This is a genomic window from Streptomyces sp. NPDC057307 (assembly GCF_042667665.1).
Taxonomy (GTDB): Bacteria; Actinomycetota; Actinomycetes; order Streptomycetales; family Streptomycetaceae; genus Streptomyces.
In genome coordinates this window covers 18,556-39,679 of record NZ_JBHUZM010000008.1, presented here as the reverse complement: position 1 = coordinate 39,679, position 21,124 = coordinate 18,556, and the positions used below count along the sequence as shown (strand labels likewise).

Genomic DNA, 21,124 nt, shown 5'->3' with positions numbered 1-21,124 from the left:
TTGTGAAAACGCTTGCTCAGCCGGATTGCCGCACCTAGCCTCATCCGCACCTCGGGCCTCCCGGTTCGGCGTGAACGACAGCAGGAGGTCATTGATGCTCGGAAGAAAATGGATCGGGGCGGCGGGAGCCCTCGCCCTGACGGGGACGGCCCTCGCCGGCTGTGGGACGAGCGGCGACAGTTCGGCGTCGTCCACACTCACCGTCTGGGACTTCTCGGCGGAGCAGACGGACTTCCACAAGAAGGTCGCCGCCCAGTACGCCAAGGAGACGGGCACCGAGATCGAGTGGCGGTCGATCTCCCAGGACGAGTACGTGAAGACCCTGCCGCTCGCCTTCCAGAGCAAGCAGGGCCCGGACATCTTCTACTGGCGGCCCGCCGGCCCGACGGACATGGCCCAACTGCTCGACCAGAAGTGGATCCAGCCGCTGAACGGCGACGGCAAGGTGCCGAAGTCCTTCACCGACCGCTGGCCCGAGGGCTCCTTCGTGGAGGGAATCAACACCCACGAGGGAAAGACGTACGGCTTCCCGTTCTCCGAGAACCTCTACTGGGGTCCGGGCTACATGTTCCTCAACAAGAAGGTGTTCGAGGACGCCGGGCTCGACCCCGACACCCCTCCCAGCACCTGGTCGGAACTCACCGACGCCTGCGAGCAGATCACGGACAGGACCGACGCCTCCTGTATCGCCTCGCCCAACAAGGGACTTGACCTCCAGCGCATCTGGTACGCGCTCGCGTCGGGCGCCTCGACGGACCTCTTCTTCGACTTCCGGAAGGGCAAGTTCGCCCTCGACGACCCGCAGGCGCTGAAGACGTTCAACTACATCCAGGATCTCCAGAAGAAGAAGTACATCGCGCCGGGGCTCAACGACAAGAACTTCAGCCGCCAGCAGTTCGCCGTCGGCCAGGCCGCCGTCTATCTGGACGGCACCTGGGTGCCCAGCGTCTGGAACAGCCAGGGATTCAAGGCAGATCAGTACACCGTCGTGCCACGCCCCGTTCCCGACGGCGGCGCGACCGGCGCGCTGGCCCGCCAGCACGACGGCAACAAGTACTGGGTGAGCGCCCAGACCAAGAAGTCGGCGGAGTCCTGGAAGTTCCTCCAGTGGATGACCGACCCCGACGGGTACTTCGCGAAGGAGTACCTCAAGGCCGGCTTCGGCACCCTCGCCTTCACGGACAACGCCAAGCTCATCGACGACCCCGCCATCCAGAAGATCATGAAAATCGCGGAGCGGCCCGGCTACCGCGTCGAAGTACCCGTGGCCGTACGGAAATGCCCCGACCTGGTCAGGTCGAGCGCCTATGTCAAGGCGATCTCGGAGCGGCCCAACTGGGAGTACGAGGCGATGGTCGAGGCTCTGACCAGTGGCAAGCCGCTCGCGCCGGAGGCGAAGAAGCTCGTCGCCGAACGCCAGCGGATCCTGGAATCGGAACTCAAGAAGGAAGCGGCGTCCGGACTCGAGGTGTCGATCGACTGCTACACCTTCCCGGACTGGAAGTACACCGAGGACTACCCGCGGGAGAAGTACCCGAAGTAGTCCGGCGAATCCCGCCGAACTCCCCCCGGCCGGTGATCCTCCGCACCCTCCAGCTCCAGAACCAAGGACGTCTCTATGGTTTCCGCACGGACCGCCGCGCCACCCCCGGTCGGGGCGCCGGCACCCCTGCCTCACGACGAAGGACCACAGAAGAAGGGAAAGCCGACGCGCGACAAGGGGCAGGACCGGCCGAACGACGGCGAGCGCCCCCGTGAGCGGGCCAAAGGATGGAACCGGATATGGGTCGCGCTCTTCCTGGCGCCCTTCCTCCTGCTCTATCTGGGCTTCACCCTCTGGCCGTTGGCGGCCACGGTCTACTACTCGTTCTTCGACTGGTCCGGCAGCGGCCCGGTGGAGGACTATGTCGGCGCGGGAAACTACAGCTCGATCCTCACCGACGAACTGTTCTGGCTCGCGGTCGCCAACACCCTGATATTCGCCGTCCTCACCACGGTGATCAAACTTCCGCTCTCCCTCATCGCGGCCGTGCTCTTCACTCGCAAATGGCTGCGGGGCAAGAAGTTCTTCCGTACGACGTTCTTCGCACCGCTCATCATTCCGGTGGCCATGGCCGGCCTCGTCTTCACCTATCTGCTGAACCCGTCCAACGGCGCACTGAACGCGCTGCTGCGGGACATCGGCCTCATCGACGAATCGGTGGACGTATTCGCCTCCCGCTGGAGCGCGTTGATCGCACTGGTACTCATCTCGGTCTGGCAGGTCTTCGGCCAGTACGTCATCTACTGGATGGCCGCCATCCAGAACGTGCCCGAGGAGCTGTACGAGGCCGCCGAACTCGACGGCGCCACGGAATGGCAGAAACTCACCCGCATCACGCTGCCCATCATCAAGCCGGTGGCCGTCGTCATCCTGCTGCTCGGCCTGGTCAACGCGATGCATGTGTTCGGACTCGTCGTCACCCTCACCGGCGGCGGTCCCGGTACCAGCACCTACGTCGTCTCGTACTTCATCTACGACCGGGCGTTCGGCACCGTCCCCTTCGCCTACGGCTATGCCTCCGCCGCCGCTCTCCTCTTCTCCGTCATCGCCTTCCTGATCGTCATGAGCCAGGGCTTCTTCGTCCGGCGCGCACAGAAACTCCGGAAGGAGTACGGAGTCTGATGGACGCCGAAACGAAACGGCGCCGCCGTCTCCTGGCGAGGGGAACGCGCCTCAACCTCATCACGCTGCCGCTGCTTCTGGTCGTCTCGCTCCTGTGGATCTATCCGTTCCTGTGGACGGTCTCGGGCGCGTTCAAGACCCAGACGGGCCTGTTCACCGGCGGGGCGAGTCTGATACCCGACCAGCTCGACTTCGACAATTTCCGGCGGGCCTGGGTGAACGCCGGATTCTCCCGCTACTTCTACAACACCGTCCTGTACACCGTGATCCCCACCTTCGTGGAGCTGGTGAAGTCGGCACTGTGCGGCTACATTCTCGCGCGGTACGAATTTCCCGGCCGCAAGCTGCTGCACCGCACCATTGTGGCAACCCTGTTCATTCCGGTCGCCTCCATCATCATTCCGCAGTTCGTACTGGTGGAGCAGCTCGGCCTGCTCAACACCCGGGCCGGTGTGATCCTGGCGATGTCCGGCGCGGCGGGTGCGCTGTATGTGCTGCTGTTCATCGGGTTCTTCGCCAGTGTGCCCCCGGATCTGTTCGACGCGGCCAAGCTGGACGGCGCCGGATTCCTGCGCACTTTCTGGCTCGTGCTGCCGCTCGCGAAACCGGTGATCGCGGTGGTGGTGATCTTCCAGTTCGTCACCAACTGGAACGAGTTCAACATCCCCCTGGTCTTCACCCTGGGCCAGCCGGAACTCCAGAATCTCGCGGTCGGAATGCTCTCGTTCAAGGGTGAACACTCCGTCGACTGGACCGGGTTCGCGGCCGGAATGACGATCTCGTTCCTGCCGATGCTCCTCGTCTTCATCTTCTTCCAGAGCTACTTCGTGCGTGGCCTGGCCGGCGCGACCAAGGAGTGACCCGAGTGACTGAAGGGACCGAAATGACCCGCTCAACTCCGGCCGGCCCGGACGGCGTCTTCGCCTACACCTGGGACATCGTGGGCGACCCGGCCGCCGCCGAGCGCCTGGCCGGACTGGGCGTCGGCTCGGTGACGCTCCAGGCGAGCTACCACGCCGTACGCGCGATCACTCCCCGCCATCCGCACCACCGCGTCGTGCACGCCACGCACGCCGCCGCGTACTTCCCGCTGTCGACCGACATATGGCAGGGCCAGCGGCTGAGACCTCCCGCCCCCTCCTGGGGTGTCGAGGTACCCGACCGGTTCGGCGCGGCGGCCACCGCGCTGGCCGGGGCGGAGCTGCGCACGGAGGCGTGGCTCGTGCTCACCCACTCCTCGGCCCTCGGCGGCCGGGCTCCCGAAGTGACCGTGCGCAACGCCTACGGCGAGCGGTACGCGTACGCGCTCTGCCCCGCGCACCCGGACGTCGCGGCGTACGCCGTCAATCTCGCCCGCGAGATCTGCACCCGGTACGACGACGTGCGCGCGCTGATGCTGGAGGCGTGCGGCTGGCTGGGCTTCGAGCACGGCAGCCACCACGAGAAGACCCATGGGGCCGACCTCTCCCCCGGCTGCCGCGCGCTGCTCTCCGTCTGCCTGTGCGCGGCCTGCCGTGTGGCGCTCGCGGACGGCGGCACCGGCGTGGACGGGGCGAGCGGCGGGCTGGACCCCGACGAGCTGGCGCGGGACATCCGTACCGCCGTGGACGGGGAGCTGCGGGAGGGCCGCACGGTCGCCCCCTCGCTGGCCGAGACGCTCGGCGAGGACCGTGCCCAGCGGCTGTTCGACCACCGGCGGTCCGTGATCACCGGCCTGGCGCGCCGGATCGCCGCCGTCGCGGGCGGGCGGGAGCTGCTGCTGATGGCCGAGGACAGCCCGCAGTCGACCGGGCCGGACAGCGCGCTGGACCTCGCCCGGTACGACGGGCCGGCCGACGCGTACGTACTCAAGTGCTGGGACGAGCCGGACGCGGCGCTGACACGGGTGAAGAACGCGGCGCAGAACACCGCCGTCCCGATCGTCGCCAACGTCTCCGTCATCGACGACCCGCCGGGCGAACTCGCCTCCCGAGTCGCCGGACTGCGCGCCGCCGGCGCGCGGGACATCCGCTTCTACCACGCGGGGCTGGCCTCGTCCGCCAGGCTCGACGCCCTGCGATCCGCCGTACGGGGGACTCAGCGATGACGCTCACCGCCATCTACGCCATGGACCCGGCGCGTTTCGACGACGTGTACGGCCCCGAGGAGCGCGCGGCCGTCGAACGGTACGTCACGGTCCCCGGCCCCAACCGTTCGGCGGACCGGCTCCGGCCGGACCAACTCGCCACCGCCCAGGTCCTGATCACCGGCTGGGGAGCGCCCCGGCTCGACGCCGGCCTGCTCGCGTCCGCGCCCCGGCTCGAACTCGTGCTGTACGGGGCGGCGTCGGTGCGCCACGTCGTCACCACCGAGTCCTGGGAGCGCGGGGTCCGGGTCAGCGCCGCCGGGTCGGTCATCGCCGACTGCGTCGCCGAATTCACCCTCGCCCAGGTCCTGTTCGCGCTGAAACACGGCTGGCGGTACGTCCTGCGGTCCCGCGCCACCCGCGCACCGGTCCGCAGACAGTCCGAACCGGGTACCGAGGGCACCGTGGTGGGACTGGTCTCGCTCGGGGCCACCGGCCGCGCCACGGCCCGCCTGCTCGCCCGGCACCCGATACGCGTCCAGGCCCACGACCCGTACGCCGACCCGGCCGAAGCGGCGGCGCTCGGCGTCCAACTCGTCGGGCTGGACGAGCTGTTCGCGACGAGCGACGTCGTGAGCCTGCACACTCCGCTGCTTCCCGCGACGCGGGGCCTGGTCGACGGGCGGCTGATGGAGTCCATGAAGCGGGACGCGACCCTGATCAACACGGCGCGCGGCGGGCTGATCGACGAGGAGGCACTGGTGGTCGCGGCGGCCCGCCGGCCCGATCTCTTCTTCGCGCTCGACGTCACCGATCCGGAGCCGCCACCCGCCGGATCGCCGCTGTTCTTCCTGGAGAACATCGTCGTGACGCCGCATCTCGCGGGAAACCTCGGGCCGGAACGCAGACGGCTCGGCCGGGCCATGGCGGAGGAACTGGCGCGGTACGCGAGCGGGCAACGGCTGCGGCACGAAGTGACCTCCGACAGAATGGAGTTCGCGGCATGAGCGGCGGCGAGACGAACGGTGCGGCCGTCGGTACGGCGAGCGGTAAGGACGATACGGCGGGCGGGGGGCCGTACACCCTGGTGATGCTGCCGCCGCAGGCGCCGGCGACCGAGGAGTGGGGCGACCGGCTGCAGCGGGAGCTGCCCGGTGTCCGCGTCCTTCGGCCGCGGGAGTCCCAGGCGGCCGCGGCGGCGCTGCGGGAGGCGGACGCCGCGTACGGCACCCTCCCCGCGGACCTGCTGCCGCACGCCGAACGGCTGCGCTGGCTCCAGGTTCCCCAGGCCGGGCCCCCGCCCGGCTTCTACTATCCGGCGCTGGTCGAGCACCCGGTCCGTGTCACCAACATGCGCGACACCTACACCGACCATGTGGCCGCGCACACCTTGGCGCTCGTGCTGGCCCTGTCACGTGGTCTGCCGCGCTACGTACGCGATCAGCAGGCCGTGCGCTGGGCACCGGACTGGGACCCCGGTTCCGTGGTGTCGCTGACGGAGAGCCGCGCCCTGGTCGTCGGGGTGGGAGCCGTGGGCGCGGAGGTGGGGCGGCTGCTCGCCGCCTTCGGCACCGAGGTCGAAGGCATCGACACCCGGCGTACGGGAGCGGCCGAGGGCTTCACCCGGATCCACCCGGCTGGACGCCTGGACGCCCAACTCCCCCTGGCGGACTTCGTCGTGCTGACCGTGCCGCACACCCCGCACACCGAGGGGCTGATCGACACCGCGCGGCTCGCCCTCATGAAGCCCACCGCCTGTCTGGTCAACATCGGGCGCGGGCCCACGGTCCGGCTCGACGCTCTCGTGGAGGCGCTCGACGCCGGCCGGCTGCGCGGGGCCGCGCTCGATGTGTTCGAGACCGAACCCCTCCCGGCGGAGCACCCGTTGTGGCGCCGCCCCGACGTTCTCATCACGCCGCATGTCGCGGGCGCCGGTCCGCACGCGGACGAGCGTCGGTTCGCCGTCCTTCTGGAGAACGCCCGGCGGTTCATGGCCGGTGAGCCGCTGATCAACGTGGTGGACAAGGCCGAATGGCACTGACCGGCGGACGCGGGAGCGGAGTGCGGCCCCGTCGCCTGCGCCCCGCGCCGCCGGCCCCCGAGTTTCCTGATGCCGGTGCCGACGGGTCCGACACCGGGATTGTCATGCGCATGAATACCGACAGGAGGCGACACCCCCCACCAGCACGGCAAACGACCGCTTTCCCGAACAGGAGTCGCACATGTACAAGATCACGTCCTCCCGCACCAACCGCCGCCGGGCGGCCTGCGCCTTCGCCTCACTCGGCCTCGGCGCCACGCTGCTCACCGCGGGCCCCACGGCCGTCGCCGCGGAGTCGGCCGCCTGCGAGTCGCCCTCCAAGGTGCTCGGACTGACCGGCAACTGGAAGATCCAGCTGCCGGTCGACGACCCCAACGCCTCCGGCACCCAGCCGCTGGAGATCAAGCAGCCGGCCCTCGCCTCGTACAACAACGCCCCCTGGTTCACGCCGACTTCCGCGTGCGACGGGGTGAAGTTCCGCGCCGCCGTGAACGGGGCGACCACGACGAACACGTCCTACCCGCGTTCGGAACTGCGGGAGATGACGAACAACGGCGCCACCAATGCCAGTTGGTCGTCCACCTCGGGCACCCACACCCTCATCGTCGACCAGGCCATCAACAAACTGCCCGCCACCAAGAGCCATGTGGTGGCCGGTCAGATCCACGACGGCAACGACCGGTCGGTCTTCCGCCTCGAAGGCAGCAGCCTGTACGTCACCAAGGACAACGACACCCACTACAAGCTCCTCACCAACTCCTACAAGCTGGGGACCAAGTTCGAGGCGAAGTTCGTCGTCGGCGGCGGCAACATCAAGGCGTACTACAACGGGGTCCTGCAGACCACCATCCCGGTGAAGTTCACCACCGGGTATTTCAAGGCGGGCGTCTACACCCAGGCGAACTGCGGCAATTCCTCGCCCTGTGACACGAGCAACTACGGCGAGGTGACCGTGTACAACGTCAGCGTCAAGCACAGCTGACCCGAACCCCGGCCCGGCGGGTGTGGCGCCCGCCGGGCCGGACCACGGTCACTCGGCGGCGAGGACGGCGAAGCCCACCTCGCCCTCGTCGAACCGGACGAACAGCTCCGCGAGCGAGGCCGAGCCGTCGTGGTCGACGAGAAGCACCGGCTGCTTCTCCCCGCCCTGTTCGGCGGGGACGAAATCCGTCACGCACTCGCGGCGCAGCAAGGGGACCCGGTCGCCGTCCAGGGCGTCGCCGGGGAGATCGGCGAGGTCCCCGTACGAGGGGTCGGCGCGGTCGGCCAGCTCCCGTTCGAGCACTTCTCTGGACGTGCTGACGACGACCGCGAGCCGGTCACCGGTCCGCTCGTAACGGGCGGACAGGTCGAACGGCAGCAGGTAGAACACCCCTTCCTCGCCTTCGTGCCCCCGGTCGAGCAGCAGGGAAATCATCCGCTCACCGGCGTCCCGAGACGTGCCGTCGTGGCCGAGGAGGACCGCCGGGCCGTCCAGGTCCAGTGCGGGTACCGAGGTGATCCACATGCGCGCCGAGTCATCCATGGGGTGATTCAAACGCACGGCACCGACAAGACACTCGCTAGTGGCGGCGCGGAGGTGCGTGGAGCTGCCGCAGTCCGAGGGGGGCGGGAGGGGGCAGGGGCGCGGTGTGGTCGGTTCTGAAGGACTGCAGGAGGTAGGCGACGAGTCGGCGGGACGCGGCGAGGGAGACCTGCCGGGACTCCCCGACGACGCCGCTGTTGGCCAGGAGCAGGAGGGTGATGTCGCTGGGGTCGAAGTCCTCGCGCAGCTGTCCGGCGTCCTTGGCCCGTCGCACCAGCCGGGCGAGGCCCTCCTCGGCGCGGGTGCGCTCGCGGTTGTAGTCGACGGCGTCGGGAAACTCGGAGAAGAAGGCCGCGGTGAAGCCCCGGTCCGTGGCCTGCATGGCGCAGACCTTCTCGATGACCGTGCGGAGGCCGCGCCAGGGGTCGGGGTCCTCCAGTCCCTCGTCGAGGGCCGCGACGCAGAGGGAGAGCTGTTCGGCGAAGGCTTCGGTGACGAGGGAGGCGCGGGTGGGGAAGCGCCGGTAGAGGGTGGCGGGGCCGACGCCGGCGCGGCGGGCGATCGTCGTCAGGGGTACGTCGGTGCCCTGGGTCGTGAACGCCTCGCGGGCGACTTCGAGGATGCGGTCGCGATTGTGCCGCGCGTCGGCGCGCAGCCCGGTGGCGGTGGCGGGACGGGGCTCGTCGGCGGTGGTGCCGGCCGGTGGGACCGGTTTCCGAGAGGGCTGAGCAGGCATGTCTCTCACTTTAGGGCAAGTGGAAGGTGTCGTCCGTTTATCTCGTTAGCTTGGTCGAGCGAGCCGGAAGATCCTTGCGATCCCCGCGATCTTCGCGATCCCTTCCGCCGCGACTCCCGAGCCAGAGACAGAGACAGGAACAGACCGTGAGCGACATGCGCGCAGCCCTCTTCGACCGGTACGGGCCTCCGGAGGTGCTGTACGAGGGAAAGGTGCCGGTGCCGGAGGTCCGGCCCGGCGAGGTACTGGTCCGCGTCCACGCGGCCACCGTCAACGGCGGCGAGCTGGCAGGCCGGGCCGGGAAGATGCGCCTGGTGACGGGGCGCCGCTTCCCCCAGCGCACGGGGCTGGACTTCGCGGGCGAGATCGCCGAGGTCGGGGCCTCGGTGACCGGGCCGCGGGCAGGGCAGAAGGTGTGGGGACTGCTGGGGCGGGCGACGTTCGGCAGCGCCGCGGAGTACGTGACCGTCCGGCCCCGGCAACTGGCCCTCGCGCCCGGCAATCTCACCCCGGTGGAGGCCGTCTCCCTGCTGGCGGGCGGAACGACCTCGATCACCGCCCTGCGTGACAAGGCCCGCCTCAGGCCCGGCGAACGCCTCCTGGTGCGCGGCGCCAGTGGCGGGGTCGGCAGCGTCGCCGTCCAGATCGGCAAGCTGTTCGGCGCTCATGTCACCGCTCTCGCGGGCGCGGGGAGCCGCGACTTCGTCCTGGGCCTGGGCGCGGACGACGTCTTCGACCACCGGACGACCGACCCGTCCGCACTGGGCACGTTCGACGTCATCATGGACGCCGCCGGTACACAACACCGCGCCTTCCGGCGCCTGTTGGCGCCGGGCGGGCGGATGGTGGCCATCACCTTCGATGTCGAGAACCGGGCCGCGAGCCTTTCGTACATCCTCCGCTCCACCGTCCATGGCTCCCGGCGGGTGCGTTTCTTCAGCGGCAATCCCCGGCACGCGCTGTTCGCCGAACTGACCCGGTACGCGGAGAGCGGCGACATCCGGCCCGTGGTCGACACCGTCCATCCCCTCGCCGACGTCGCCGCCGCGCACCGGGCGCTGGAGGCCGGCGGCGTCCGGGGAAAGCACGTCGTCCGAGTGGTGTGAGCCGGACCGGGTGACTCGGACGGTGTGAGCCGTGTCCGTTCAGGACTCCCGACGGGCGAGGAAGGACTCGGCCATCGGCAGGACGAGTTCCGTCCGGCGCATCACGTCCATGTGCGTGCAGTCGGGGAGGATCGCGAGCCGCGCGTCGGGAATGAGGTCGTGCATCCGCGCGGCGTGCTCGATACGGACGAAGTCGGTGTCGCCGCAGACCAGCAGGGCCGGCGCGGCGAGGCCCCGCAGATCGTCCTCCGACCACCCTTCGAAGTCCGCGGCGGCCGAGGTCTTCGCCAGGAAGTCGTGGAAGTGCTCCGGGTGGGGGGCGACGGCGGCGTAGGCGTCGGCCATCTCCTGGAAGTCGGCCGGTGTCGGCAGCCGCTTCGACCCCGCCTGAAGCGCCGGATCGCGGATCTCCGGCAGGTAGCCGTCCCGCCGGAAGTGGGTGGCCGCGAGGACGACACGGTCCACCCGCTCCGGGTGGTGAACCGCCATCTCCAGTGCCGTGAGGCCGCCCAGGCTGAACCCGAACAGGTCGGCCCGTTCGACACCGAGGACGTCGAGCAGCGCCACGACGTCCTCGGCGAACGCCGGGACGGACATCTCACGGTCGGTGTCGGCGGTGTGGCCGTGCCCCTGCAACTCGACGGCGATCACCCGACGCGTCGCGGCCAGCGTGGGGATCATCGCCCCGAACGTCAGGCCGATGGTGAGCACGCCGCCGTGCAGCAGCACCAGCGGGTGACCGGCGCCGTAGGTCTCGTAGTACATGTCCAGGCCGTTGACCTGCGCGTAGGCACCCTGTGGCGGTGTGCCGGCGGTGGGTGCGTCGCTCTGGGGCTGCTGGGTGGTCATCGCGTCCGTCCCGGTTCGGTACTCCATGTGTTCACGTATCGGTGGACTCCCGCGGTGTCCGGAACTCATCGGTACCGGTCAGACGCACCGTCGCGATCTCCCAGGACCGCAGCGGGATCCGGACCGCTCCGGCCCCGACGGCGGGCGCTTCGGCCCGGCTGTCGTCGGCGCCCAGCAGGCCGACGCGGTGAGCGCCGGTGAAGGGGCCGCGTACGACCGCCGTGGTCGGCCCGGGGGACGCGGCCACCAGCCGCAGCTCCAGGTCACCGTCGCGCCGGCGGAGGCTGGTCATGACCGCGCCCTCGACCGACAGACCGTGGTGGGAGGTGGGTGGGGCTTGGCGTGGTCCGGTGCCGGGTGTGGCGTGGAGCGGGTGGCGGTAGCGTTCGGCCGCCTCGATGAGCCCCGCCTCGTGCCAGTCGCCGGCATGGGGCAGCATCGCGAACGAGACGGTGCTCGTTCCGACCATCTGGGCTGCCGGGATGGGGAGTTGGGGGCCGGCCGGTTCCGCCCGGTACGGGTGGATGTTGCGGCTGAGCCAGCCGGTGGTGCGCAGGACGGTCAACGCGAGTTCCTGGTCGAGCAGTTCGTACTCAGCGGCCTGGGTCAGCAGCAGTCCCGCACCGCCCGCGTCGACGAAGCCGTGTGCGGGGAAGGTCGGGACGGGGCGCTCGCTGAAGCCGCCCTCCGCGGTGCGTCCCCGTTCGACCACGGCGAACTGCCCCTCGGCGTGGGAGGTTTCGGCCGGGCGGGCGAGCGGCACGTGGAGGCGTACGCGGTGGTCGAGTGAGGCGTTGTCCAGGGTGAGGTCCAGCCGGACGAAGGGTTCCCCCACCCGTAGTTCGACGTCCAGGCGTACGCCGCCGGGCCGGGTCGTCGGCGTCCGCCGGTCGGCCGTCCGGTCCACGGCCTCCGGCCAGTCGTACTCCCGCTCCACCGTGAGCGAGGCGCGCAGCGGACCGCCGGCCGCGGCGCCGACGCGCAGAGTGCGGGGGGTCGTGACGAGTGTGTCGGTGCCGGGCGGGGCGTAGTTGTAGCTGTCGCCCCGGTCGCCTCCGTCCACGATGCGGCCGACGCCGTCGAGTACGGTCCCGTCGGCGGCCGTGATCCGGAGCGTGCCGTCGTCCAGCGCGGTGACGGTGACCAGGCCGTTGGAGAGGGTGCGGCCCTCGGCCCGTACGGGCTGTGCGCCAGGCTCTTGAAGGGGCTGCCCGCCGCGCACCGGCCGCAGCGACGTCCAGCCGAGCGCCGGTACCTGGGCCAGGCACGTGACCGTACGGTGCGCGGCCCGGGTGATCCTGACCGTCCAGTCCCCGCTCGCGCCGGTGACCGCGGCGCGGACGGCCTCGACGTCGAACGGTGTGTCGCCGCCGTGCCGGGCCACACCGAATTCCAGTACGCGCCGCTCGTTGTCGCAGTGCCAGTGGGTGATCTCGCTGCCGAACAGCTCGCGCCCGTGGATACGCGGCAGGAACGTGGGCAGGTCCGCACCGGGCAGGGCCTCGGAGAGCAGGAGTTGTTCGGCGCGCGCCTCGGTCTGGGCGGGCAGCCTGCTGCCGTCGGGCAGTTCGACGGCGAGGTCCTGCCACTCGTCGGGGACTTCGAGGTCGACGGTGACGAGGTCCGCGCGGGCGGCCGGGGTGGGATTGAGTACGAGTACGGCGTCGTGGGACACCCTCGGCGCGAGGCCGCCGGCGGCCCTGTCGCGTACCGCCTGACCGAGGTGTTCGGCCTCGCTGATCCGGGCGAACACCTGGGTGGCCGTCTCGTCCACACCGCAGCCGGTGACCGAGTCGTGGCCGGAGGCGTCGATCAGCCGCCACCACGCCAGGTCGAGGAACTTCGCGGGCCACTCGGCCGACCAGAGCGCGGCGAGGGGCTCGGCGTAGCGTTCGACGAGCCGTTCCGCGCGGGCCAGTGCCTGCTTGAGATGGGGGCGTACCGAGAGCACTCCGGGCAGGATGTTGGCGTTGGCGTGGCTGCGCAGTTCGCCTTCGACGACGGGCAGCGACCGGTCGTGGGGGTCGCGTGCGGCGATGTAGTCGGCGAGGGTGGTGATCGTTACGTCGACGTCCGCCGGGTCCAGGTCGGCGACCAGCTCGACCAGGGAGCCGACCGGGGCCGAGTGGTCGGTGCCGTACATCGCGAGGACCGGGTCGGTGCCGAAGTCGGGCCTCAGCCGCCGGCCGAGGTCGGCCATGCGCTCGGCGAAGTGTCCGGGGTCGGAGAAGACGTAGGCGGCGTTGCCGTAGCCGCCGGCGAGGTACTCGGTCCGTATCGAGCTGCCGTCGGGGGCCTGCCAGCGGAAGGCGTGTCCGGGTACGCCCGCGGGGACGCCGCGCCAGACGCAGGCGTGGTCGAGACCGGCGGCGGTGAGGATCTGCGGCATCTGCGCGCAGTGGCCGAACATGTCGGGGAGGTAGCCGACAGGCATGGGGCTGCCCAGGTCGGTGGCGCGGCGGTGGCCGAGTTCCAGGTTGCGGATGATGTTCTCGCCGGAGCACAGGAACTCGTCGAGGAGGATCTGCCAGGGCCCGACGGCCAGTTGGCCGCGGCGGACCAGTCGGATCACCCGGTCGCGGTGTTCCGGGCGTACCTCCAGATAGTCGTCCACGGCCGCCATCTGACCGTCGAGGGTGAAGCGGAAGCGGTCGTCCGCCTCGGCCCGGTCGAGGACTTCGTCGAGCAGGTCGACCAGACGCAGCCGGAAGCGCTGGAAGGGCTCGTACCATTCGCGGTCCCAGTGGGTGTGCGGGACGAGCAGGACCTCGGGGGCGCGGTCGGTCATCGGGACGGTGTCTCCTCTGCGTCCGGGGAAGTGAAGGTGAGGGTGAGGGAGGCCCTGTCCGGGTGGAGGCGGTGCCGCGGCAGGACGCCGGGGCCGCAGGACGCCGATCCGAGGCCGTTCTGGGCGAGGTCGAGATTGAGCACGATCGTCCTCCCCGGTTCGAGGTCGGTGGTGTGGGTCGCGGCGTCGAGGTGCTCGGACGTCCAGCGGCGCGCGGTGAAGGCGAAGGCCGGTTCGCCGTCGACGCGCAGGCCCGCCCCGTCGGCGGAGGTCAGCCGCAGCCATCGCAGGTCGATGCGGTTGCCGTTCTCCTGGGGGAAGACGTACGGCGTCTGGAGGGCGTCGACGGTGCTGGTGAAGCGGCCGATCCGGGCGGCCTGCCGGCTGTCGGCGTACGCCTCGCCCGGTCCGCGTCCGAACCACTCGGCTTCGCCGAGGGCGGCCGGTACGGCCATGCGGACGCCGAGCCTGGGCAGGGTGCACGGCCAGGTGCCTTCCGGCTCGACCTCCAGGCGCAGTCGCAGACGCTGTTGGTCGGCGCTCCAGTGGTAGTCGGCCCGCATCCCGAAGCCGAGACCGGGCGGGGCGACCCGCGTACGTACGACGAGGGTGTCGCCGAGGAGTTCGGTGCCGATGAGGCGGTGCTGCAACCGGTGCAGCCCGGCGGCCCGCCAGCGCGTCTCGTCGGGGTCGTCGGAGCCGCGGTCGTTGTCGGTGGGGGCACGCCACAGGTCGAGCCGGGGTCCTTCGACGGGCAGCCCGCCGAGCGCGGTCAGTTGTCCGGTGCCGGGGTGGAACACGCCTGGTCCCAGGCGGAGTTGTGTCCCCGTCACGGCCGGGGCGGCCCCGGCGGCGGGGGCGGTGGTCGCGGGCTTCGGTGTGACGGGTAGCTGCCCCCAGGCGACGACGTGCCCCGCCCGCGCCCATGGGGTGTCGGCGGCGAGCGCGGCCCGTACGGTGAGCCAGCTCTCCGCGCCGGTGGCCGGGAACCCGGACAGTTCGGGCAGGGGCAGTTCGGTGCCGGCGCCCGCGGCGAGCGGCGGGACGGTGAGTACGCCGCCCGCTATCTCGATGCCCTCCTCTTCAAGTACCCAGGAGAAGGCGAGATGCGCCGACGACAGGACGTCGTAGTGGTTGGTGACGCGCAGTGCGCCGTCCGGGGCCGCCGTGATCCGCACCGGTTCGAAGACCTTCGCGAACTCCGCGAGGGCGGGGGACGGCGCCCGGTCGGGGTGCACCAGGCCGTCGATGACGAAGTTGCCGTCGTGCAGGGGCTCGCCGAAGTCGCCTCCGTACGCGAAGTAGGCATCCCCCGCCGCGTCCCGCCGGGCGATGCCGTGGTCGATCCACTCCCACACGAAGCCGCCCTGGCAGCGCGGGTGGCGTTCGAACAGGTCGCGGTACTCCAGCAGGCCGCCCGGCCCGTTGCCCATCGCGTGGCCGAACTCGCAGAGGATGAAGGGCCGTTGACGGACCCGCTCGGGTCCTTCGATGCCCTGTCCGATGCGGTCCACCTCGTCGTGGTCCGCGTACATCCGGCTGTGGACGTCGGTGTACGAGCAGTCGGTGTCGCCCTCGTAGTGCAGGGGCCGGGTGGGGTCGCGCCGGTGGGTCCACTCGGCGGCGGCGGCCAGGTTGCGGCCGGTGCCGGCCTCGTTGCCGAGCGACCACAGGACGACCGAGGGGTGGTTCTTGTCCCGCTCGACCATGCGGCGCATCCGGTCCAGATACGCGTCCGCCCAACGGGGGTCGTCGCTGGGGTTGCCCTGCCAGCCGAGTTCGGAGAAGCCGTGCGTCTCCAGGTCGCTCTCGTCGATGACCCAGAGGCCGTAGGTGTCACAGAGGTCCAAGAACGCGGAGTCGGGCGGATAGTGGCTGGTGCGGACGGCGTTGACGTTGTGCCGCTTCATGAGTTCGATGTCGGCGACGGCGAACTCGCGGGGCACGGCGCGGCCCGACTCCGGGTGGAATTCATGGCGGTTGACGCCGTGGAAGACGATACGGCGGCCGTTGACCTTGAGTTGGCCGTCCTCGACGGTGACGGTGCGGAAGCCGATCCGTACGGGCACGCGCTCGGTGGCGGTGTGCACCTCGCCCTCGTACAGCCGGGGTTCCTCCGCGCTCCACGGCTGTACATCCGCCACCTCGACCGGCCGGCCGGCGGGCAGGCCGACGATCCCCAGCTCGGGGACGGTGATACGTACGACGCTGTCGGCGTGAGAACCGTCCGCGTCGGGACCACCGGCATCGGGACCACCGGCGTCGGGACTCTCCGCGTCGAGACGCAGCGTGCCCCGTCCGGTGAGATGCTCGTAGCCGGCGTCGACCGTGAAGTCCTGTACCCCGCCCGCCGGTCGGACGAGCAGGGTGACGTCGCGGAAGATGCCGGACAGCCACCACATGTCCTGGTCCTCCAGATAGCTGCCGGCCGACCACTGGTGGACGCGGACGGCGAGCAGATTGCCGCGCGGTCGCAGCAGCGGCCCCACGTCGAACTCCGCCGGCAGCCTGCTGCCCTTGGTCACGCCCAGCTCGACGCCGTTGAGCCAGACGCGTCCGCAGGAGTCGATGCCGTCGAAGCGCAGCACGGCAGGCTCGTCGGGCCAGTCGTCGGGCAGGTCGAAGGCCAGCCGGTGGTCGCCCGTCGGGTTGTCGGACGGCACATGGGGCGGGTCGACCGGGAAGGGGTAGCGGACGTTGGTGTAGGCGGGACTGCCGTGGCCGCCCAACTGCCAGTGGCCGGGGACGGCGAGGTCGGCCCAGTCCCCGTCGTCGAAGTCGTCCCGTTCGATCCCGTCCGGCGCCGCATCGACCGCCGGTGAGAGCAGGAACCGCCAACTGCCGCCCAGACTGAGCGCGGGCGCGTCGGAGCGGAAGGCGGACCGGGGTGCCGACGAGCCGTGACCGGGGGCCGGATCTTCGACGTACGAGGAGGGCAATGGATTCCCTTCAGCCCTTGAGGGCGCCGGCGGCGATGTTGCGGATGAAGTGCCGGGCGCCGAACAGGAAGATGATGATCAGCGGGACGATGGCCACCAGCGTGCCCGCCATGACCACGCTGTAGTCGGTGACGTAGAGGCCGTTGAGCTGAGCCAGCGCGAGCTGGAGTGTGATGTGGCGGGAGTCGATGAGAACGACCAGCGGCCACAGGAAGTCGTTCCACACATTGACGAACGTGAAGATGCCGAGGAACGCGAGTGCCGGGCGCAGCACCGGCAGTCCGACGTGCAGGTACGTGCGGAAGAAGCCGCAGCCGTCGATCCGGGCGGCGTCCAGCAGTTCGTCCGGCAGGGCGCCCGCGGCGTACTGGCGCATCCAGAAGATGCCGAAGGCGTTGGCCGCGGCGGGCACGATCAGGGCCTTCAGACTTCCCACCCAGCCGAGGTCGGCCATCAGTGAGAACTGCGGGATGGCGGCGAGCTGGGTGGGCACGACGAAGGTGGCCAGCAGGATCCCGAAGAGGATCTTGCTGCCGGGGAAGGTGTACTTGGCGAAGGTGAAGGCCGCGAGTGAGTCGAAGAACAGCACGGCGACGGTCGTCACGATGGCGACGATCAGGGTGTTGAGCAGGGAGCCGAAGAAATCGATCCGGGAGAAGACCTCGCCGATGTTGTGGAACAGCTGGTCGCCGAAGACGAGTCTGGGCGGGGTGGAGTAGATGTCGGGGGTGGTGTTGGACGCCATCACGGCGAGCCAGTAGTAGGGGAAGAGGGTGATCGCGGCGCCGACGACGAGCGCGGCGTACGTCAGGACACGTCCGCGGGTGCTCATCGGGCGTCCTCCTTGATCGTGACCTGGCCGCGCTCGGGGCGTTGCACGAGGCGCCAGTTGAGGATGGAGAAGAGCACGACGACGACGAAGATGCCCCAGGCGATGGCGGCTCCGTAGCCGAAGTCGTTGTCCGCGAAGGCCGTTCCGTAGAAGTAGAGGACCATCGTGAGGCCCGCTCCGCCGGGGCCGCCGCGGTCGCCGAGCAGCACCTGCGACTCGGTGAAGATCTGCAGGCCGCCGATGGCGGACATCACCAGGGAGAACAGCAGCACCGGCCGCAGCAGGGGCAGTGTGATCCTGAAGAACGTCTGTACGGGGCTCGCGCCGTCGACGCGCGCCGCCTCGTAGACGTCGGTGGGCAGGGCTTGGAGTCCGGCGAGGAAGATGATGGCGTTGTAGCCCGTCCACCGCCAGATGATCATGATGGCGATGGCGCACCGGATCCCCCAGGGGTCGGTCAGCCAGGGGACATGGCCGAAGCCGAACAGGTCGAGGATCCAGTTGAGGATGCCGAACTCGCCGCTGAAGATGGAGCCGAAGACCAGCGACATGGCCACGATCGACGTGACGTTGGGCATGAAGTACGCGATGCGCAGGACGCCCTTGAAGCGGATCGAGGAGTTCAGGCCGAGGGCGATGAGCAGGGCGAGGACAGTCATCGGGATCGTCGACATGACCCAGATGATCAGGGTGTTGGCTATCGAGTCCCAGAACTGGCTGTCGGTGAGCAGATAGCGGAAGTTCTCCAGGCCGACGAACTTCATCGGGCCGACGCCGTCCCAGCGCTGGAGCGACAGGTAGAGCGAGTAGAACACCGGGTAGAGGCCGAAGACGGCGAAGAGGAGGAAGAACGGGGACACCGCGACGTACTGCGGCAGATGGCGCCAACGCCTGCGGCGCCGGGCGGCGTCCTCGGCCGGTGAACGCCGGTTGGTCGCGGGGGTGTCGAGGTCCGCCGTCGGACCGGAGGAGGTCGGGCCGGCCGTCGGGCCGGAGGACGTCGGGCCGGAGGACGTCGGGCCGGAGGACGTCGGGCCGGAGGACGTCGGGCCGGAGGACGTCGCGGTCATGAGAGCACCCCCTGTCGGCGCAGCAGTCGTTCGATCCGGTTCCGGGCGTCCTTCCAGGCGCGCTCCGGGTCCTTGCCGCCGAGTTCGACGTTCGTGAGTTCGTCGGTGTAGGTGTCGCTGATGGTGATGTCCCAGGGGCTGAAGTAGGCGTAGCGCACCTGGTCGGCGATGTCGGCGAAGACCTTGACGGCGGACTGGCCGCCGAAGAACTTGTCCGGGGCGGTGATCCGCCCGTCCGCGGTCGCGGCGGGGCTGGACGGGAAGAGGCCGATGTCCAGGTAGTTGGATGCCTGGTTCGCCGGGCTCTGCAGCCAGCTGATGATGTCGAACGCCGCCTGCGGGTCGGGGCAGGCCGCGGTGATGGCGAGGAAGGAACCGCCCTGGTTGCCGGGTCCGCCGGGCGGTGCGCACACCCGCCATTTACCGGCGGTGCCGGGGGCCGACTGCTTGATCTCGCCGGTGATCCAGGAGGCGTTGACGAGGCTGACCTCCTGCCCGGTGTTCCAGGCGGCGTGCCGGTCGACGGACTGGCCGCTGGCGGTCTGCGAACCGCCGAATCCGGCGGTGAGCCGGCGCCGGAACGCCTCGACCGAACGGTCCCACGCCAGCCGGACGTGGGACTGGTCGTCGAGGTAGGTGTTGTCCGGGGTGAAGTACTTCTGCCTCTCCTGGGCCATGGAGTAGGTGAAGACCGTCTTGGTGTCGGTGATCAGATAGCGGCCGGGGAGTTTCTTCCGGATCCGGTCGCCGAAGGTGAAGTACTTCTCCCAGGTGGGTACGGCCGCCGCGACGTCGTCCGGTTCGCTGGGCAGGTCCGCCTTCTCGAAGACGTCGTGCCGGTAGTAGAGGGCGGCGGGGCCGATGTCGATGGGAAAGCCCAGTTGGAAGCCCTCGGGGGTGGCGCCCGCCTGCCACTTCCACGGCAGGTAGCCGTCTCCCAGCTCGCGCGCCCCGAGGTCGTTCATGTCCACGAAGTGGTCGCTGTCGCCGAAGTACCGCGAGATGTTGTCGCCGATCATGGTGATGTCGGGCAGATAGGCACCACCGGCGAGTGCGGCGAGCAGCCGCTGTGTGAGGTCGCCGCTCACCTGCGAGGGGACGAACTTGTCGGCCGCGAAGCGCTTACGGGCGGCCTTGAGCACGTTCTCGGAGAAGCCGTTGTACGTGTACCAGAAGGTGAGGTGACCGGGGTTCGCGGTCATCGGGCTTGAACATCCGCCGGCTCCGAACGCGGCGGCGCCGAGAGCGGTCGCGCCTGCCAGGAGCCTTCGTCGAGTCAGCGTCATTGAGGACCCTTCCAAGGCCCGTGAACGTTCCCGTGAACGTTCACGAATTGCCGGGAAGTCTCTGGCGGACCACGCCGATGTGTCAAGAGGTGTCGCGTACGGCGCACCTCCGGCGCGTTCACAGCACCCCTCACAGCACCTCGCGGCACCGCTCCGGCACCGTCAGCCGGACTCGCGCAGGCTCAGTTCCGCGCGAACGACCAGTTCGTCGGGGGCGAGCGGATCGCTGCCCGTCAGCAGCCGGGCGGCCTGTTCGACAGCGAGCGCGCCGAGCCCGCGGGTGTCCAGTGCCACGGTCGAGAGCGGTGGTTCGACGAGTGCGCCGAGCCGCAGGCCGTCGAAGCCGATCACGGCGAGATCCCGGGGGACCTGCCGGCCGAGACGGCGCGCGGCGCGCAGCGCGCCGATGGCGATGATGTCGTTGAAGGTGAACACGGCGGTCACATCGGGGTGTTCGGCGAGGAGCGCCTCCAGCGCGCTCTCGCCGCCCTCGACGCTCTGGTCCGCGCGGCGTACCGGCCCCGTGTCGAGGCCGCAGGCCAGTGTCGCGGCCGCGAACCAGGCGTGCCGGACGCTCGGTTCGGCCCGGCCCGCGTGGTCGAGCATGCCGATGCGGCGGTGGCCGGTCCCGACGAGATGCGTGATCGCCGCCTTGACGCCGTCCGCGCCGTCGATCCGGATCGAGCTGAACCGGTCGGTGCGCCGCTCACGGTCGATGAGGACGACCGGGACACCTCGGGTCAGCTTCTCGATCTCGTCCTCGGGCCGGCTGAAGTAGCCGACGACGGCGTCCACCTGGGAGGCGATGACCTGGAGGGTGCCGCGTTCCTCCTCGGCGCTGTCGGCGGTGTCGTACACGAGGACGTGCCAGCCACGGGCCCGCGCGGCTTCCAGCGCGGCGGCGGCGACCTCGGTGAAGAACGGGTTGAGCAGGTCGGGGATGACCAGCCCGACGCTGATGGTGTCCTGTCTGACCAGGCCCCTGGCGAACCGGCTCGGCCGGTATCCCAGCGCCAGGGCGGCGTCGAGCACCCGCTGTTTGGTGGAGCCGTGGATCTCGCCCTTGTCGTTCAGGGCCCGTGACACGGTCTGCCGGGACACCCCGGCGGACCGGGCGACATCGTGGATCGTCACCCTGCGGGATTCGGTCCCCGACGGCGCCATCGCTCACCTCCGCGCATCCGACGACACCGGCGTGTCGACAGGGACCCGAGTATGCCTC

General features: G+C 70.0%; 17 protein-coding genes. 8 read left to right on the top strand and 9 right to left on the bottom strand.

Going from position 1 to position 21,124, the window contains the following annotated elements:
- Positions 1 to 94: 94 nt before the first annotated feature.
- From ACFUN8_RS05180 to ACFUN8_RS05150, 7 genes are all read left to right on the top strand, one after another.
- Complete coding sequence (locus ACFUN8_RS05180) at positions 95 to 1,543, top strand: ABC transporter substrate-binding protein (protein WP_383631638.1); 1,449 nt, start codon at positions 95 to 97, stop codon at positions 1,541 to 1,543.
- Positions 1,544 to 1,618: 75 nt separating this feature from the next.
- The gene (locus tag ACFUN8_RS05175; RefSeq protein WP_383631635.1) at positions 1,619 to 2,665 is read left to right on the top strand and encodes a carbohydrate ABC transporter permease; all 1,047 of its coding nucleotides are present in this window, start codon (positions 1,619 to 1,621) and stop codon (positions 2,663 to 2,665) included.
- On the top strand, positions 2,665 to 3,525 hold the full coding sequence (locus ACFUN8_RS05170) for a carbohydrate ABC transporter permease (RefSeq protein WP_383631632.1): 861 nt from the start codon (positions 2,665 to 2,667) through the stop codon (positions 3,523 to 3,525). The genes ACFUN8_RS05175 and ACFUN8_RS05170 overlap by 1 nt, the downstream gene beginning before the upstream one ends.
- A gap of 5 nt (positions 3,526 to 3,530) precedes the next feature.
- Positions 3,531 to 4,751 (top strand): hypothetical protein, encoded by a 1,221-nt coding sequence (locus ACFUN8_RS05165; RefSeq protein WP_383631629.1) that lies wholly within the window; start codon positions 3,531 to 3,533, stop codon positions 4,749 to 4,751.
- A complete protein-coding gene (locus ACFUN8_RS05160) occupies positions 4,748 to 5,737 on the top strand; it encodes a hydroxyacid dehydrogenase (RefSeq protein WP_383631626.1) in 990 nt (329 codons plus the stop codon). The genes ACFUN8_RS05165 and ACFUN8_RS05160 overlap by 4 nt, the downstream gene beginning before the upstream one ends.
- Positions 5,734 to 6,771 carry a D-2-hydroxyacid dehydrogenase gene (locus tag ACFUN8_RS05155; protein ID WP_383631623.1) on the top strand — a complete coding sequence of 346 codons (1,038 nt, stop codon included), beginning with the start codon at positions 5,734 to 5,736 and terminating at the stop codon, positions 6,769 to 6,771. The genes ACFUN8_RS05160 and ACFUN8_RS05155 overlap by 4 nt, the downstream gene beginning before the upstream one ends.
- Positions 6,772 to 6,952: 181 nt before the next feature.
- Positions 6,953 to 7,753 (top strand): polysaccharide lyase family 7 protein, encoded by an 801-nt coding sequence (locus tag ACFUN8_RS05150; protein ID WP_383631620.1) that lies wholly within the window; start codon positions 6,953 to 6,955, stop codon positions 7,751 to 7,753.
- A 48-nt stretch (positions 7,754 to 7,801) separates the two neighbouring features.
- Here the strand turns inward: ACFUN8_RS05150 and ACFUN8_RS05145 are convergent, their stop codons facing one another.
- Entirely contained in the window at positions 7,802 to 8,296 is a 495-nt protein-coding gene (locus tag ACFUN8_RS05145; protein ID WP_383631618.1) for a hypothetical protein, read from the bottom strand.
- 37 nt (positions 8,297 to 8,333) lie between these two features.
- Positions 8,334 to 9,032: a TetR/AcrR family transcriptional regulator gene (locus ACFUN8_RS05140; protein WP_383631615.1), complete on the bottom strand. Its 699-nt coding sequence runs from the start codon at positions 9,030 to 9,032 to the stop codon at positions 8,334 to 8,336.
- Between the two features lie 146 nt (positions 9,033 to 9,178).
- Here ACFUN8_RS05140 and ACFUN8_RS05135 point away from each other — a divergent pair, with 146 nt between their 5' ends.
- On the top strand, positions 9,179 to 10,138 hold the full coding sequence (locus tag ACFUN8_RS05135) for an NAD(P)-dependent alcohol dehydrogenase (protein ID WP_383631612.1): 960 nt from the start codon (positions 9,179 to 9,181) through the stop codon (positions 10,136 to 10,138).
- Between the two features lie 39 nt (positions 10,139 to 10,177).
- Here ACFUN8_RS05135 and ACFUN8_RS05130 read toward each other — a convergent pair whose 3' ends face one another.
- The 7 genes from ACFUN8_RS05130 to ACFUN8_RS05100 form a co-directional block, all read right to left on the bottom strand.
- Positions 10,178 to 11,014 (bottom strand): alpha/beta fold hydrolase, encoded by an 837-nt coding sequence (locus tag ACFUN8_RS05130; protein WP_383631609.1) that lies wholly within the window; start codon positions 11,012 to 11,014, stop codon positions 10,178 to 10,180.
- A 4-nt stretch (positions 11,015 to 11,018) separates the two neighbouring features.
- The gene (locus tag ACFUN8_RS05125; RefSeq protein WP_383631606.1) at positions 11,019 to 13,775 is read right to left on the bottom strand and encodes an alpha-mannosidase; all 2,757 of its coding nucleotides are present in this window, start codon (positions 13,773 to 13,775) and stop codon (positions 11,019 to 11,021) included.
- On the bottom strand, positions 13,772 to 16,714 hold the full coding sequence (locus ACFUN8_RS05120) for a glycoside hydrolase family 2 TIM barrel-domain containing protein (protein ID WP_383631603.1): 2,943 nt from the start codon (positions 16,712 to 16,714) through the stop codon (positions 13,772 to 13,774). The genes ACFUN8_RS05125 and ACFUN8_RS05120 overlap by 4 nt, the downstream gene beginning before the upstream one ends.
- A gap of 10 nt (positions 16,715 to 16,724) precedes the next feature.
- The gene (locus ACFUN8_RS05115; protein WP_383631601.1) at positions 16,725 to 17,546 is read right to left on the bottom strand and encodes a carbohydrate ABC transporter permease; all 822 of its coding nucleotides are present in this window, start codon (positions 17,544 to 17,546) and stop codon (positions 16,725 to 16,727) included.
- Positions 17,543 to 18,616, bottom strand: coding sequence for a carbohydrate ABC transporter permease (locus ACFUN8_RS05110; RefSeq protein ID WP_383631598.1), 1,074 nt, complete (start codon positions 18,614 to 18,616; stop codon positions 17,543 to 17,545). The genes ACFUN8_RS05115 and ACFUN8_RS05110 overlap by 4 nt, the downstream gene beginning before the upstream one ends.
- The gene (locus ACFUN8_RS05105; RefSeq protein ID WP_383631595.1) at positions 18,613 to 19,818 is read right to left on the bottom strand and encodes an extracellular solute-binding protein; all 1,206 of its coding nucleotides are present in this window, start codon (positions 19,816 to 19,818) and stop codon (positions 18,613 to 18,615) included. The genes ACFUN8_RS05110 and ACFUN8_RS05105 overlap by 4 nt, the downstream gene beginning before the upstream one ends.
- Before the next feature lie 246 nt (positions 19,819 to 20,064).
- The gene (locus ACFUN8_RS05100; RefSeq protein ID WP_383631592.1) at positions 20,065 to 21,066 is read right to left on the bottom strand and encodes a LacI family DNA-binding transcriptional regulator; all 1,002 of its coding nucleotides are present in this window, start codon (positions 21,064 to 21,066) and stop codon (positions 20,065 to 20,067) included.
- Positions 21,067 to 21,124 lie beyond the last annotated feature (58 nt).

Excerpts from the sequence above, each read along its gene's own strand:
- ACFUN8_RS05180 (WP_383631638.1), top strand. The coding sequence starts at position 95 with ATGCTCGGAAGAAAATGGATCGGGGCGGCGGGAGCCCTCGCCCTGACG.
- ACFUN8_RS05175 (WP_383631635.1), top strand. The coding sequence starts at position 1,619 with ATGGTTTCCGCACGGACCGCCGCGCCACCCCCGGTCGGGGCGCCGGCA.
- ACFUN8_RS05170 (WP_383631632.1), top strand. The coding sequence starts at position 2,665 with ATGGACGCCGAAACGAAACGGCGCCGCCGTCTCCTGGCGAGGGGAACG.
- ACFUN8_RS05160 (WP_383631626.1), top strand. The coding sequence starts at position 4,748 with ATGACGCTCACCGCCATCTACGCCATGGACCCGGCGCGTTTCGACGAC.
- ACFUN8_RS05155 (WP_383631623.1), top strand. The coding sequence starts at position 5,734 with ATGAGCGGCGGCGAGACGAACGGTGCGGCCGTCGGTACGGCGAGCGGT.
- ACFUN8_RS05150 (WP_383631620.1), top strand. The coding sequence starts at position 6,953 with ATGTACAAGATCACGTCCTCCCGCACCAACCGCCGCCGGGCGGCCTGC.
- ACFUN8_RS05145 (WP_383631618.1), bottom strand. The coding sequence starts at position 8,296 with ATGGATGACTCGGCGCGCATGTGGATCACCTCGGTACCCGCACTGGAC.
- ACFUN8_RS05140 (WP_383631615.1), bottom strand. The coding sequence starts at position 9,032 with ATGCCTGCTCAGCCCTCTCGGAAACCGGTCCCACCGGCCGGCACCACC.
- ACFUN8_RS05130 (WP_383631609.1), bottom strand. The coding sequence starts at position 11,014 with ATGGAGTACCGAACCGGGACGGACGCGATGACCACCCAGCAGCCCCAG.
- ACFUN8_RS05125 (WP_383631606.1), bottom strand. The coding sequence starts at position 13,775 with ATGACCGACCGCGCCCCCGAGGTCCTGCTCGTCCCGCACACCCACTGG.
- ACFUN8_RS05115 (WP_383631601.1), bottom strand. The coding sequence starts at position 17,546 with ATGAGCACCCGCGGACGTGTCCTGACGTACGCCGCGCTCGTCGTCGGC.
- ACFUN8_RS05110 (WP_383631598.1), bottom strand. The coding sequence starts at position 18,616 with ATGACCGCGACGTCCTCCGGCCCGACGTCCTCCGGCCCGACGTCCTCC.
- ACFUN8_RS05105 (WP_383631595.1), bottom strand. The coding sequence starts at position 19,818 with ATGACCGCGAACCCCGGTCACCTCACCTTCTGGTACACGTACAACGGC.
- ACFUN8_RS05100 (WP_383631592.1), bottom strand. The coding sequence starts at position 21,066 with ATGGCGCCGTCGGGGACCGAATCCCGCAGGGTGACGATCCACGATGTC.